The 14,602-nt window shown below is 41.2% G+C and carries 10 protein-coding genes; 8 read left to right on the top strand and 2 right to left on the bottom strand.

What is annotated here, in order from left to right; all coding sequences use genetic code 11:
- Positions 1 to 50: 50 nt before the first annotated feature.
- The 5 genes from RMX89_RS23060 to RMX89_RS23040 all read left to right on the top strand — a co-directional run bounded on the left by RMX89_RS23060 (position 51) and on the right by RMX89_RS23040 (position 5,304).
- A complete protein-coding gene (locus tag RMX89_RS23060; protein ID WP_322690577.1) occupies positions 51 to 392 on the top strand; it encodes a helix-turn-helix transcriptional regulator in 342 nt (113 codons plus the stop codon).
- Complete coding sequence (locus RMX89_RS23055) at positions 389 to 1,333, top strand: DUF1822 family protein (protein WP_322690576.1); 945 nt, start codon at positions 389 to 391, stop codon at positions 1,331 to 1,333. Before RMX89_RS23060 ends, RMX89_RS23055 begins: the two co-directional genes overlap by 4 nt.
- Positions 1,334 to 1,532: 199 nt before the next feature.
- Entirely contained in the window at positions 1,533 to 3,632 is a 2,100-nt protein-coding gene (locus RMX89_RS23050; RefSeq protein ID WP_322690575.1) for a substrate-binding domain-containing protein, read from the top strand.
- A 264-nt stretch (positions 3,633 to 3,896) separates the two neighbouring features.
- Positions 3,897 to 4,121, top strand: coding sequence for a hypothetical protein (locus RMX89_RS23045; RefSeq protein WP_322690574.1), 225 nt, complete (start codon positions 3,897 to 3,899; stop codon positions 4,119 to 4,121).
- A gap of 235 nt (positions 4,122 to 4,356) precedes the next feature.
- Positions 4,357 to 5,304: an aldo/keto reductase gene (locus RMX89_RS23040; RefSeq protein WP_322685145.1), complete on the top strand. Its 948-nt coding sequence runs from the start codon at positions 4,357 to 4,359 to the stop codon at positions 5,302 to 5,304.
- Positions 5,305 to 5,466: 162 nt separating this feature from the next.
- On the opposite strand, the gene RMX89_RS23035 is transcribed toward RMX89_RS23040, so the two are convergent.
- A complete protein-coding gene (locus tag RMX89_RS23035; protein WP_322669898.1) occupies positions 5,467 to 6,996 on the bottom strand; it encodes a DEAD/DEAH box helicase in 1,530 nt (509 codons plus the stop codon).
- Positions 6,997 to 7,300: 304 nt separating this feature from the next.
- Positions 7,301 to 8,620, bottom strand: coding sequence for a 30S ribosomal protein S12 methylthiotransferase RimO (gene rimO, locus RMX89_RS23030; protein ID WP_322669899.1), 1,320 nt, complete (start codon positions 8,618 to 8,620; stop codon positions 7,301 to 7,303).
- Between the two features lie 756 nt (positions 8,621 to 9,376).
- Here rimO and btpA point away from each other — a divergent pair.
- The 3 genes from btpA (at position 9,377) to RMX89_RS23015 (ending at position 14,191) form a co-directional block, all read left to right on the top strand.
- Positions 9,377 to 10,225 carry a photosystem I biogenesis protein BtpA gene (btpA, locus tag RMX89_RS23025; RefSeq protein ID WP_322670041.1) on the top strand — a complete coding sequence of 283 codons (849 nt, stop codon included), beginning with the start codon at positions 9,377 to 9,379 and terminating at the stop codon, positions 10,223 to 10,225.
- Positions 10,226 to 10,377: 152 nt separating this feature from the next.
- On the top strand, positions 10,378 to 11,361 hold the full coding sequence (locus RMX89_RS23020; protein ID WP_322690573.1) for a vitamin K epoxide reductase family protein: 984 nt from the start codon (positions 10,378 to 10,380) through the stop codon (positions 11,359 to 11,361).
- Between the two features lie 622 nt (positions 11,362 to 11,983).
- Entirely contained in the window at positions 11,984 to 14,191 is a 2,208-nt protein-coding gene (locus tag RMX89_RS23015; protein ID WP_322690572.1) for a CHASE2 domain-containing protein, read from the top strand.
- Positions 14,192 to 14,602: the final 411 nt, after the last annotated feature.

Raw genomic sequence — 14,602 nt, 5'->3', positions numbered from 1 at the left:
TATAAGGTAGAGTTTTGGTAATCTTAATTCCAAATTATATTGGAGGCAGTATGAGGGCTTATAAGCCCCGCTTGAACATTGCGGCTCTCCGCAAGAAAACAGGTTTAACACAAAGACAGTTAGCAGAAAAATTAGGAGTTACGTCAGACACGATTGCTAATTGGGAACGTGGTAGGGTAAATTTGTGGCATATAGAGATTTTTGTGAAACTTTGTGAAATATTCAACTGTTCACATAAAGAATTAGTTGAATTTGACAAAGATGAATTATCTTTTCTGTCAATAGAAAGAAATTTAGGTTTAGATATTGATTTAGAGGAGATGAGAGAAAGTTTAGGTACTAATAGTCATGCAGAGAATTCTGCTTACGATATGGAGACGACAGAATCATGAAAATGAAAATTTTAGTTGATGCTGATGTGCTTTTGGAGGTTCTTTTAAACCGAAATGGTTTAGTAGATGATGCTGAAAAAATATGGAAACTCACACAAAATCGTCAGATTGAAGCTTACATTACCGAGATAGGATTAGATAAAATTTATTCTTTTTGTACTGAGCTAGCTGATTCAGATGTTGCGTATAAAATAGTGACATCTATACAAGCAATAGTTTCAAGATGTTCTCTTAATAGAACTTTGATAGAGCAGGCTCGCTTATCTAAGCTTGAAGATTTTGAATCAGCAGTGGAATTAACATGTGCTAAAGAGATGGAATTGGATGGAGTGGTTACACTTAATGTTCCAAGTTTTGCTGGGGCTGATTTTCGTGTGTGGTTGGTTAATGAATTGTTGGAAGTCTTAAAAGAAAAACAGGGCATTAAAGAGATTATAGGGTCAGATCCTATAGAGGCTTCATATTCATTATTTGAGAAGGCTAATAGTCTTAGTAAAGCTCAAAACTTACCTGTAAAACTCAGGCAATGGTTTGAGAATGTTATTGAGGAAGGCTGGCAAACTGCTGAAGAATTTTTTGGGAAACCAGAAGTAAGCTTAGGTTTTCGGAATGCCAATGTTAGAAGGGCTAAACTGCTTCAACTAGGAACACAACTAGTAAGCTGTTCTGTAGTTCTGATTATTGATCTAACTCGAGAAGCTGACCAGAAAGTTCGTATTCGAGTGCAAGTACGCTCTTTTGGCAATGATATATTTTTGCCAAAAGGTCTTAAGCTTATGGTGGTCGATGATGCAGGAGAAACATTTTTGAACGCTTCATCTGGAAGTGCGGAGCGTCTAATTCAGACAGAACAATTTCAGTTTGTCGATCAACCAGAAGAAGAATTTACAGTTAAAGTTGTGTTGGGTGAGAACAGTGTAACGGAAGATTTTGTAATCTAACCCTAACCCTGTTTTATCACCTTTGGAGGGGTTAAATTCAAACACCTACTTTTTAAGGGTTTCAGGCTTTATCCTCCTCCTTTGGAAAGAATTGGGAATAATGAATTCCGCTAAAGCACTGCTAAAATTTGATTTCAGCAATCTATCTTTTCCTGTTTGATGCAAGAGGATTAAAACGAATGCTTGTAGGAGTACTGCTATGAGTAAAATAGTTGAACTAATTTTTGAGGATGGTGACATTGAAACAGGTTTTCAAGCAACCCTTGACATTAGTGAAGATAGCCAGAGTCACCAGACAGGTCGGATTCGGGTTCGTGCCAGTTTGCCTCCAGGTTCGATTGTTTTTTCAAACTATACCCAGTGGCAGGAAATTTACCAGAGGTTAGAAACAAAGTATCGGCGTCCAGTAATTATCTATGATAATCCCGCCTCTGCTGATGAATGTCGTGAATCATTTGAAAGTCTGAAGAAGAGTATTAATCACTGGCTGAAATCTAGCGAATTCCGCCCTATCGAGCAGGAGCTATTTAAAAGTTTGAATGCCTCTGATGAAATCCGAGTGATTGTGCGAACAGCAAACCCTAAGTTGCGTAAATTGCCTTGGGAAAGTTGGGATTTTTTTGAACACTTCAATGGCGCTGCTGTTGCTATAAGCCCTCTAGAACAGCGTCTACCAGACACTACTCCCAACAGGGATTTAAAAGTAAAAATTCTAGCAATTTTTGGTAGTAGTACAGGTATTAATATCGATAAAGACCAAGAGTTACTGGAAAGTTTACGCCAAGCAGGTGCAGATGTTCGCATCCTTAAATCGCCTCAACGTCAGGCGTTTGAAACACTTTGGGATGAGAACTGGGATATTTTGTTCTTTGCAGGCCATAGTTATAGCCAAGAGGATGACAAGGGTTATATTTACATCAATGAGAATGAGAAGCTGGCGCTTAGTGAGTTAAAACGTACCCTGAAAAAAGCGATTCAAGGCGGTTTACAATTAGCATTTTTTAATTCTTGTGATGATTTAGGCATAGCGAGTGAGCTAGAGAAGTTGCACATCCCGCAAATTATCGTTATGCGGGAACCCGTACCAGATCAGTTCGCACAAGAATTTTTGAGATATTTTCTAAAGCAATTTTCTCGTGGCGAATCCTTATATGCTTCTGTAAGAAAAGCACGGGAAGAGTTACATGACTTATCAGACATCGAAAGCAAATTTCCAGGTGTAAGTTTTTTACCTGTAATTTTCCAGAATCCAGCAGCAAAGCCTGTAACATGGAAAGATTTTTTACAACCATCTGAGAAATTGTCAAAATGGAAAATGGCTATGGCTGGATTTGTGGTTGGCACAGTTTCTCTGTCAGTAATCTCTTGGTGGCTGTTTGTAAGACCAATATGTTCATTCAGTGATTTTCGTACAAGACTTTTTATCAATATTCCCCAAGGGCAACGATTTTACTATGGTGGTGGTACCACTTTCGCTACTATGGCTGAATATGTTGAGATAAAACAAGCTATAGCAGAGTTTGACCTAGAAAAACGTGCCTGGAATGGCTCTGATGAAGGCATTGAAAAGGTAATTAGAGGATCTTTTAGCTTTAGTTTATCTTCTAGAAATCTCAAGGGAGAGGATTTTGAAAAAGCTAAAGGTTTTAGTGTCGTTGAAATACCTGTCGGTATAGATGCTGTAGCGGTAGCAGTAAATCCTGAGATCAATATTCCTGGTTTAATCCTAGCTCAACTCAACGATATATATACGGGTAAAATTTATAATTGGAATCAGGTCGGTGGTCCAAACATAAAAATTATCCCCTATTCACGCAAACAGGGGGGAACTGTGCAATATTTTGTTGATACGGTTTTAGCAAGTACGCCTCTCAATCCTAAAGTTGTCGAATTTGTTAATTCAACAACCGATGGGTTACGCAAAGTGAAAAGTAATATTGGTGGTATTTACTACGCTTCAGCACCCGAACTCGTACCTGAATGTGGAATTCGCCCTTTACCATTGGGGTTTCAAAAAGGAAATTTTATTCCTCCTTATAAGGGTGACTTAGTTCCATCTGAGTCGTGTGGAGATCAACCAAAGAAACGAAATGAAATCAATCGAAAAGCTTTTGAAAAATCAGGAGATTACCCGCTAACCCGCAATTTATTTGTTATTATCAAAGACTTTCAAGTTGAGAATAATTTGGATGAAAAAGCAGGGAGAGCCTACGCAAACTTGATGTTAACAGGTAAGGGGCAAGCAATCATTCAAAAAGCTGGGTTTATTCCGATTGGCTATGCGTGTCCATTGCGCTAGTATACTCACGCTAAACCCATGTGTGACTCGTTTTAACGTCTTATGTATGCCCAAGCGGTAATCTGACTAAAATATACTGACTTTATGCTCTGATTTCGCAGTAAAATATGCTGTAACTTCATCGAGCACAATCAAGCCACATAAAAATATCAATGTGAAAATGTGGTTTTAACTACGCTATTCCATTGAATTAGTAAGATAAACTTGCCGTATGTATGTCATCCAACTACTTAGCTTCATCTCGTAACCAAAAAGGCATAAGCGATGAGTAAAGAACCAGCCAAAGTAATATTATGGGAAGAAAATCAAAAAGATTTTCTCAAAAAATTCTACGATCTTCAATTTACTCCCAGAGTAGGAGAGGAAGTTTACCTAAAAAAGGAGAAATGGAAAGTAACTAGAGTTGAGCATGATGTAGAAATTAGTGAGATTAATGTCTACATGGAATTAATCAAAAAAGCCAAGCAGGATAAATCATCTAATTCTTAAATACAAGTAAATACACTCAACTATTATAAAAGGGAGGTTATTAGCCTCCCTTAATTCTGAGAATAGATATATTGTCAAGTGTAATTTGTAAATCTTGATGCAAACTGTGATGTCTACGAGGGGCTACGCCTACGCACAAGAAGAATTGCGGCAAATGATGACGATCGCACCCAATCTTGCCTGTAACGATAGACTATAAAAGTAAAGAAATGTAAATAAACTAAATTTTGCAACCGTGGAAAACATCACATTGGGGCAAAATGGCCCAGTTGTTACACCCTTGTGCATAGGCACTTGGGCTTGGGGTGATAAACTATTTTGGAATTATGGCAGTGCCTACGGCCCAGAACAGTTACAAGAAGCATTTACAGCAGCCTTAGAAGCTGGTATTACCTTCTTTGACACTGCCGAAATCTACGGAATGGGACTATCAGAGAAATTTTTGGGGCAATTTCTGCAACAGACACAACAACCTGTACAAATCGCTACAAAATTTGGCCCACTACCGTGGCGATTTACAGCCCAATCCGTCTCTGATGCTTTAACAGCCAGTCTCAAACGCCTACAACTTGAACGAATCGCCCTGTATCAAGTGCATTGGCCTTTTGCCTTCTTTTTAAGCCAAGAAACTTTGATGAATGCCCTAGCAGATGAAGTGAAGCGAGGCAGAATTGCCGCAGTCGGTGTGAGTAATTACTCAGCAGAGCAAATGCGAGACGCGCATCAAATATTGGCGACCCGTGGAGTACCTTTGGCTGTCAATCAAGTGCGCTATTCTTTACTCACTCGCCAAGTTGAAAGCAAAGGTATTATCGCAACTGCGCGTGAGTTGGGTGTGACTATCTTGGCTTACAGTCCTTTGGCTCAAGGATTACTCACAGGGAAGTATAGTATTGATAGTACCGAAACCCCCACTGGTGCAAGGAAAATAGACCCACGATTTAAGAAAGAAGGTCTGCAAAAAATTGCCCCAGTCATATCTTTGCTACGCAATTTCGGAGAAAAATACAATCGCACTCCTGCCCAAGTTGCTCTCAACTGGTTAATTGCTCAGGGAAACGTTATTCCCATTGCTGGGGTGAAGACAGCCGAACAGGTACGTCAGAATGCTGGTGCTTTGGGCTGGAAATTGAACGAGGATGAAATTAGAGAGTTAGAACAAGTTAGTCGTCCTTGGCTGTAGTATTTTTAACCCTCTAAAAAAGCCAAAAAGTCAAGAGTATAAAGTCAAAATCTTAACTCTTGACTCTTAACTCTCAACTCTTAACTTTGCCGAATTTTAGATTTTGATTTTGGATTAAAGGAAAAGTCTAAAATCCAAAATTGATTAACTTCTAACTCTTGACTAAGAAGCTGATTCCCTAGCTGTAGGTGAACCTATTTTTTTACTAGGAGATGCAGAAGAATCCTGTCCACTTGTCCGCAGTTTGGGCTTGGGAGAAGAATGTCTTTCTTCACCATTGTTGCTATCTGATTTCCACGCAGCACGGGGGCGATCGCTAGAAGATTCGCGACGTTTACCGAGTCTTGGTTTGGGAGTTGAGCTTTCCTCTTGAGGAATTTCTACGTCTGAACTCAACCAAGCGGGACGAGTTTGATCGTAAGCGATTTGCAGTGCAGCTGCGGCGATCGCTTGAGCATCGTATTCTTCAATTAGTTCGCTAACAATTGGCAAGAATGAAGCCAAACGCTCACCCATCAAAGCTTCTCGCACCTGTTCTTGCAATTTCAGAATGTGTCTTGCTTCAATCTGGGCGCGTGTAGGAATGGACAGCAATTGCCAACTTTGGCGATTATGACGTTCAAATGTTTGCTGTTTACGCCGCTCAAATGGTTGTACTAAAGAAATTGCTGTTCCTTCTTTACCAGCACGACCAGTACGGCCAATGCGATGGACGTAGGTTTCTACGCTATCGGGTAAGTCGTAGTTGATCACATGGGACAGTTGATCGACATCTAAGCCTCGTGCGGCAATATCAGTTGCTACCACCCAGCGAACTTGACGGTTACGGAATCTGCTTAATAACCGTTCTCGCGCTTGTTGCGACAAGTCACCGTGGTATTCATCGACACTGTGACCAGCTGCTTGTAACTGACTGGTGAGTTCTGCGGCTGTGCGTCTGGTGCGGACAAAGATTAAAGCTGTTTCTGGATCTTCCATTTCCAGAATCGGCTGTAAAGCTTTGGCTTTTGTCCAATGACGAGGGATCAAGTAAGCTACTTGATTGATTTTGTTGGGAGCGGCTTTTGGTTGCTCAACGGTGACAGTCGCCGGCGATCGCAAGAACTTGTTCACCAACATCCGAATCGATGGTGGCATTGTTGCCGAGAATAAAGCTGTTTGGCGTTCTACGGGTGCTTGAGAGAGGATTTTGATTACATCGTCGATAAAGCCCATGCTCAACATTTCATCAGCTTCATCCAATACAAACCACTTGACTTGATCGAGCTTTAAACAGCCGCGATCGAGCAAATCGATTACCCGTCCGGGAGTACCCACGACCATGTGAACGCCACGTTTGAGTTGCAGCATTTGACGGTCAATTGATTGACCACCGTAGATTGCTAACACCCGCAATCCTTCATTGCCGATAAATTGAGCGATCGCATCGTGAACTTGCATCGCTAATTCACGAGTTGGTGTTAAAACTATGGCTTGCACGGCTCTTTGATTAATATCTAGCCGTTCTAAAATTGGCAGTGAAAATGCTGCCGTTTTACCTGTTCCAGTTTGAGATTGACCTACCACATCACGACCGGCTAGCAATTGGGGAATTGCTTGCACTTGAATGTTGGTTGGTTCGGTAAAACCAATTTTTTCTAGTTGTTCGACACGTTCTTGGGAAATGCCTAATTCTTGAAATGAAAGAGTCATTAATTCGTCCTAAATTTTATGTAAGGATTTTTGGATTAGTCATTTAGTCAGTAGAGACGCGATTAATCGCGTCTGTACAATGGTCATTAGTCATTAGTCATTAGTCATTAAGTTATTGGCTAGTTAGTTAGCCAAGGGCGATAGCAAAGCCTCAACTTTTAGAGAAGCTATGCCCACGAGTGAGTCCCCGAATTTCAGGTAAACCCTCATTAAAACTGCCATTAATGCAGCGTCGATATTGGGATAAGGGTAAATCTGTAAGGGTCATTTAACAAAAGACAAAGGACAAAAGACAAAGGACAATTTAGTTATTGACTACTTGACCATAGAGGTCGTATGTATCAGCGTGGTGAATCGCTATTGGCACGATGGTTCCTAACTTTGCCTGGCCTTTGACATACACCAGACCATCAACCTCTGGGGAAAATCTACCTGAACGACCTATTAGTTCACCACTTTCAGGATTTTCTTGCTCAATCAGGACATCGACTATTTTGCCTACTTCCTGTTGATTTTTCTTTTGAGAAATCGGTTGCTGGAGTTCCATCAGTTGGTATCGGCGATCGTCCATCACCTCTTGGGACAACTGATTTGGCAACTTATAAGCTGGAGTTCCTTCCTCAGAGGAAAAGGTGAAGACACCAACATGATCGAATTCATGCCGCTGGACGAACTCTAGTAGATGCTCAAAATGCTCTTGTGTTTCTCCTGGGAAACCAACAATAAATGTTGTCCGCAGTACGGCTGTTGGTAGCGCCGTTTTGATGCGATCTATAATCCCATCATTTACGCGCCCTTGCCAAGGGCGGTTCATGGCGCGGAGAATCTCTGGATGAGAATGCTGCAAGGGCAAATCCAGATAAGGCAGGACGTTGGGTGTTTCTTGGATGGCCGCTATCACATCTGGGGTCAGTCCCGTGGGATAAGCGTAGTGCATTCTGATCCACGGTATATCTACTTTCCCCAAAGCGCGAAGTAATTCGGCTAATTTTGGCTGACCGTAAATATCTAGACCATAATTAGTAGTGATTTGGGAAATTAAAATAATTTCCTTTACCCCTTGACTAACTAATTGCTCCGCTTCGGCGACGATAGATTCAATAGTACGCGATCGCTGGTTTCCTCGAAGATGAGGAATTATACAAAATGCACAACGATAATCACATCCTTCCGCAACTCGGAGGTAAGCTACGCCCTCCGTTGTCGTGCGATAGCGAGGTGTAGTTTCGTCGGCGATGTAGGTTGGCTCAATACTAACCTGTTTGACCCGCTCGCCAAGTTCAACACGCTCAATTACATTTACAATTTTGTGATAATCGCCTGTACCCACAACGGCTACTGCTTCAGGCAACTCCTCCAAAAGTTGTTCTTGGAAGTGTTGCGCCATACAGCCAGTAATTACGATCTTTTTGTTTGCCTCTGCCAGTTCTACCAAAGTTCTGACAGATTCTTGCCGGGCCGCTTCAATAAAACTACAAGTATTAACAATAACGTAATCTGCTAATTCTTCATTTGTATCTACACCGTAGCCTGCTTCTACGAGCATTCCCAACATGTGTTCTGTATCAATTCGATTTTTCTCGCAGCCCAGGTGAGAAATGGCAATTGTTGGCTTGTCACCCATATTTTGAAAATATCTTCATTTTTTTCTTGTAGTCAACATTCTGGCGCTAATTTTGCTTGTTTGGGATCGCTATCCTTCTAATAACAGTACGACAACAGATTCTCACTGTCAGCAACTGTCCATAGACTTATGACCCTATCAAATAATAAAAATAGAGGTCATGTTATGATACTTTTATCAATCTGTTCCCCAGGGTAAATTGAAGTGTCTTTGGGTACATTTGACACTTGTAATCTTTTTTAACAATTTGCCTATTGATATTTTACATTACCACAGCGTGTGCGTTGTTAACCTACCCATCGGGAAGCCGCCCAAAGGGCTTGTTGTGAGAAGTCGCTACCCTCAGAGAAATCGACGAAAGCGACTACGCCTATAAAGCAGTAATGCTACCCTGGCGATTGGCAAGTCCTACGACTGTGCGCGGACAAGACGCCTAAACCACGGAAAGCTGCCTTGCGTCTAGTGAGTGGCAAACTCCTCTTGTAGCCAGGTTTTATCTTAACATATCTTATGGGAGGTTTCACGCCAATTTCCATCTGAGGAAAGAGGCAATAAACCGACTATCATAAAACACATTTGACTAGTTAATGAAAAGTCATGAGTCAAGGGTCAAGAAAAGCCAGTCACGTGTGGGGTTTTCCCCGTTGAAGAGCCACCCTTATATAGAGGTTCCCAACCTTCAGGGGAGTGGTGTTGAACTGGCATTCAATAGTCAAAAAAATCTGGACTCTGGACTGTGCGAGGCGGATTAAAGACGTGGACTTATATCAGATATTTAAAACTCGCTCACCAATTATTGGCGTGGTTCACTTGCTACCACTGCCTACCTCACCCCGTTGGGGAGGTAGCCTAAAAGCGGTCATTGACCGTGCCGAACAAGAAGCCGCAGCCTTAGCAAGTGGAGGGGTTGACGGTCTGATTGTCGAGAATTTTTTCGACGCGCCGTTTACCAAAAACCAAGTCGACCCAGTAGTTGTGAGTGCCATGACCATTGTGGTGCAGCGGATACAGAATTTGGTAACTTTGCCTATAGGCTTAAATGTTTTGCGAAATGACGCCAAAAGTGCAATAGCGATCGCTAGCTGCGTACAGGCGCAATTTATCCGCGTCAACGTCCTCACAGGGGTGATGGCAACCGACCAGGGATTAATTGAGGGAGAAGCCCATCAACTACTCCGCTATCGACGGGAGTTGGGCTGTGATGTTAAAATCCTGGCCGATGTGTTGGTGAAACACGCCCGTCCTTTGAGTTCTCCAAATCTCACAGTCGCCGTGAAAGACACCATTGAAAGGGGTTTAGCAGACGGAGTGATTTTATCTGGTTGGGCTACAGGTAGTCCTCCTAATTTAGAAGATTTGGAACTAGCTTGTGGTGCAGCAAATGGCACGCCAGTGTTCATCGGCAGTGGGGCTAATTGGGAAAATATTGATACATTGATGCAAGCAGCAGATGGTGTAATAGTTTCCAGTTCCCTAAAACGTCATGGACGCATAGAGCAACCAATTGACCCAATTCGCGTCAGTCAATTTGTGGAAGTTGCCCGTCGCAATTGGAACTCCAAAGGTGAAAGCAAATCAGCAGAACAAGTGAAGTTACATTCTTAATTGGGGCATGGGGCATGGGGAATGGGGCATGGGAAGAAATAATTAATACTCAATTGCCCAATGCCCAATGCCCAATGACAGCAGTTGCTCCACTTGAGGAGACCCCAAGTGGAGCAACTGCCTCCCCAATGCCCATTAACCAATAACAATTTATGATTCGCCGCCGTTCTACTCCTTGGATTCATAAATGGTCACGTCCATTGATTGCCGCGATCGCTGGATGTGGTGCGCTGATAACAGGTTATCTCACTATAGAAAAGTTAACCGGAGGCAGTGCCGCTTGTGTGGCACAGGCTGGCGCTAAGGGCTGTAATGATGTGCTTTCCAGTCCTTGGGCAACGGTTTTTGGACAGCCATTAGCTTTGTTTGGGTTTTTGGCATACACCAGTATGGTGATATTGGCTTTGGCTCCCTTGGTATTCAACTCAGGGGAAAACAATAACCGCAAACAATTGGAAAATTGGACGTGGTGGCTGCTGCTGGTAGGTGCGATCGCTATGTCTGTCTTTAGCGGCTACTTAATGTATGTGCTGACATCTCAAATCAAAGCGATTTGTCTTTACTGTATCGGTTCAGCTTTGTTCTCTGTAAGTCTTTTGGTACTAACGATTATCGGTCGGACTTGGGAGGATATTGGACAAATCTTGTTTACTGCCCTGATTGTCGGGATGGTAACGCTGATTGGTACTTTAGGCGTCTATGCTGGCGTGAATCAATCAGGTGTGACACCTGCCACTCCTGGACAACCCACTAAAATTACCTTTACTCCCAAAGAAAACCCCAACCCAGCGTTCGGTTGGGAAGTTACCACTACTTCTGGTGAGGCAGAAATAGCCTTAGCAAGCCATCTGGCAAAGGTAGGTGCAAAGGAATACAGTGCTTATTGGTGTCCTCACTGTCACGAACAAAAGCTACTTTTTGGTAAAGAAGCTGAGGAAATAATCAATAATGGCATTAAGGTAGAGTGCGCCCCCGATGGATTCAAAGCTCAACCAGAAGTATGTAAAGCTGCAAAAATTGAAGGTTTCCCCACTTGGATCGTTAATGGTAAAAGCTATAGCGGAGTCCAAAACTTAGAGGAACTAGCGAAAGTTTCTGGTTACACAGGGCCTCAGAACTTCAAGTATTTTAAGTAAAGTACCTACACTGAATATTCAGTAGTTCACACCCCATAGTCAACTGGATGAATACAGTAAAATCTGTTTCCAGTTGGCTTTTTTGTTTTTGGTAACAGATAATAGGTCTCATCCAATGCCCAATTACTAATTTTATTTCGGCTTTGATCTGCAAATACTTAAGCTCAAGGAAATTAGCTAAGTACATTTATTTTAAAAATTGTATATTTTAATTTTTTTTATAACACTTGAGAGCTACCTTGGGATGTAATCATGTCAAGCTCGAACCGAGAGCTGTTTCTGTTGTAAGTTAACGTAATTCTCAGTAAAATACCTAATCGATCGCAAATGTGAGTTTAATTAAGTAGGCTCTACTAGAGAAGGCTTTGAGAGTTAAATTTACTGAATTCACTTCCAACAATATTGATTAATCTGTGCTGAGAGCCACAATCACAGTTGCCTTTTAGTCAGACAATTAGCCTCAATATATGGTAATACATCACAAATATCACGATGTCTTAAAGAACCTTGCTGAGTTAAAAAAATTTTTAGAAACTCTATTTAGCTCTTACTTGAGCTATGTTAGTCCGATAGTTAATAGCTATAGGAAATAGAGAATATTTCTGCCTACTAGGTAATGGCAATGAATCAGCAGCTAGGCAAGCGTTTTGTGAAGTTAACCTTTGGACTGAAACAATCGCTTAGTCGAGGACACAGAGAATTGATTACTGCGGCCAGCGTTGCAGTCTGCGTCCTGCTTTTGCACTCCTTTGGATTATTGCAATCTTTGGAGTTAGCGGCTTTGGATCAATTTTTTCGCTTACGTCCAAATGAACGACCAGAAGACCGGATTACGATCGTAGTAATTGATGAAACCTATATAAACGAAGTAGGTTCGTGGCCGATTTCAGATGCGAAGATTGTCCAGTTGTTGCAAAAATTAAATGTCCACAAACCCCGTGCGATTGGCTTAGATATCTACAGAAATTTGCCAGTAGAGCCTGGTAATCAAGAATTGCGTAATGTTTATCAGTCAATGCCCAACTTAATTGGTATTGAACTACTGTCAAAAAACAAAAACTTTAGTGTTCCGCCTCCAGTGGGACTGAATCAAAATCAAGTGGGCTTTAATAACGTGCTGTACGATCTTGATGGTAAAGTGCGTCGCAGTTTGTTGTATTGGCACGTTAAAAATGAAGTACACGAAAGTTTTGCCCTGAAGTTGGCTTTATTGTATTTAAAGTCAAAGGGAATTACTCCCACCAAAGCAAAAAGCAACCCTGAGTATTTGCAATTGGGTAAGGCAGCATTTACTCGTTTTGAGGCTAATGATGGTGCTTATGTGGGAGCTGATGATAAAGGCTATCAAATTTTGAGCAATTTTCCCAAACCTAAATGTCAAACTTCGTCTGGAGAATTTTGTAGTTTTCGCCAGGTATCGATGAGAGATGTACTGGCAGATAAAGTCAAAGCAAACTTAATCAAAGATCGGATTATACTTGTTGGTTCAACTGCGCCCAGTCTCCAAGATTCTGTATTTATTCCCTATTCCAGCAGTGTAATGGGTATAGCAAAGCCTGAGCCTCTACCTGGTATTCAATTGCAGGCTTATTTTATTAGTCAGTTAATCTCTGCTGCTGTTGATGGAAGACCATTACTGAAAGTTTGGCCTGACTTGGTGGAATACTTGTGGATTTTTGTTTGGTCTTATCTGGGAGCCGTGACGATATGGCAGATACGACACGCAACTAGGAGTCTCTTCTGTATCCTAATTTGTTGCTTTGTATTGACCCTGAGTGCATACCTTGCTTTCTTTTTATACGGTTGGTGGATACCACTCATTCCCTCATTGGTTTGCTTTGGCACTTCAGCTATTTGGATGACTAGTCATATTGCTCACATGCAGGGAGAGTGGAAACGTTCCAAGGAATTTTTGCATCACGTTATCAACACGATCCCCGATCCAATTTTTGTGAAAAATGAACAACATCAGTGGGTTGTTTTAAATGAGGCGTATTGTCGATTTATCGGTTATCCAAATAAGTTTTTGATTGAAAAGTCAGACTATGACTTTTTCCCAAAACATGAAGCTGATGTATTTCGACAACAAGACGATCTTGTTTTTCGGACTCAGCAACCCCACGAACATGAAGAAGAATTTACAAATGCTGATGGCCAGACTCATCTAATTGCCACTAAGCGATCGCTCCACAAAGACTCAGCCGGCAATTTCTTTTTAGTTGGTGTCATCCGAGATATTACTCAGCGCAAGCTGATGGAAGAACAGCTGAAGCGTACTGCTGCTGAACTATCCCGCTCTAACAATGAATTAAAACTCAAAGAAGACCACTTACGTTATTTAGCATATCACGACCCCCTCACTGGTTTATCTAATCGCGAATTTTTTGCCGAACAACTTTACGAGTCCTTACATTGGGCACAACACAATAACTTGTTGTTGGGACTGCTGTTTATCGATCTAGATGGCTTTAAGCAAGTCAATGATACTTTAGGACACGAGACGGGCGATCGCTTGCTAATGACTATTGCTGGAAGACTCAGCAACTCTTTACGCGCTAGTGATACAGTTTCTCGTTTGGGTGGCGATGAATTTACTGTGATTTTACGGGCAATACCTAATGTCCAAATAGCTGCTAAAGTCGCTGAAAAAATTTTAAGCAGTATTACCAAGCCAATTGTTTTGGATGGCTATACAATCCGAGTCTCTGCCAGTATTGGCATTAGTGTTTATCCATACAACAGTCAAGACAGTGAAACTTTGATGAAACAAGCTGATACAGCAATGTACCGTGCCAAGCGCCTTGGTAAAAATCGCTACGAGTTTGCTTAATTATTTAAGAGTCAAGCCTCCAACTTTTTTCACTGTAGTTACAATTTTTACATTCAAATTATGACTTTAGACCAGAGACACGTCTAAGGCACTGTCTCGAAAAAATATAGCGTATATCTTGCGAGGTAAATTTTTCGTAAAATCTAGACCTGGTAAGGCTTTTTGGCTTGAACGATAAACCTCTGAATTTATGTCAGAAAATAATTAGCGATCAAAAATAATTTTCAAAATAAATTTAATGTAATTTAACTTACAAATTTTTTTATACTTGTACTTATTCGCTTATTATGCAAGACAAAATTTTAAAATCCTTTTATTACTATAGATATGTTGTTTTATCTTTACATATCTTTACTCATCAAATCTATAAACTATACAATTAGATAAGTATTATTTCATGTTTTTTTGAAT

Source organism: Nostoc sp. DedSLP04, assembly GCF_034530775.1.
GTDB lineage: Bacteria > Cyanobacteriota > Cyanobacteriia > Cyanobacteriales > Nostocaceae > Nostoc.
The sequence above is the reverse complement of the archived record's forward strand: the minus strand, read 5'-3'. Positions and strand labels throughout refer to the sequence as shown.

Excerpts from the sequence above, each read along its gene's own strand:
- RMX89_RS23060 (WP_322690577.1), top strand. The coding sequence starts at position 51 with ATGAGGGCTTATAAGCCCCGCTTGAACATTGCGGCTCTCCGCAAGAAA.
- RMX89_RS23055 (WP_322690576.1), top strand. The coding sequence starts at position 389 with ATGAAAATGAAAATTTTAGTTGATGCTGATGTGCTTTTGGAGGTTCTT.
- RMX89_RS23050 (WP_322690575.1), top strand. The coding sequence starts at position 1,533 with ATGAGTAAAATAGTTGAACTAATTTTTGAGGATGGTGACATTGAAACA.
- RMX89_RS23045 (WP_322690574.1), top strand. The coding sequence starts at position 3,897 with ATGAGTAAAGAACCAGCCAAAGTAATATTATGGGAAGAAAATCAAAAA.
- RMX89_RS23035 (WP_322669898.1), bottom strand. The coding sequence starts at position 6,996 with ATGACTCTTTCATTTCAAGAATTAGGCATTTCCCAAGAACGTGTCGAA.
- rimO (WP_322669899.1), bottom strand. The coding sequence starts at position 8,620 with ATGGGTGACAAGCCAACAATTGCCATTTCTCACCTGGGCTGCGAGAAA.
- RMX89_RS23020 (WP_322690573.1), top strand. The coding sequence starts at position 10,378 with ATGATTCGCCGCCGTTCTACTCCTTGGATTCATAAATGGTCACGTCCA.
- RMX89_RS23015 (WP_322690572.1), top strand. The coding sequence starts at position 11,984 with ATGAATCAGCAGCTAGGCAAGCGTTTTGTGAAGTTAACCTTTGGACTG.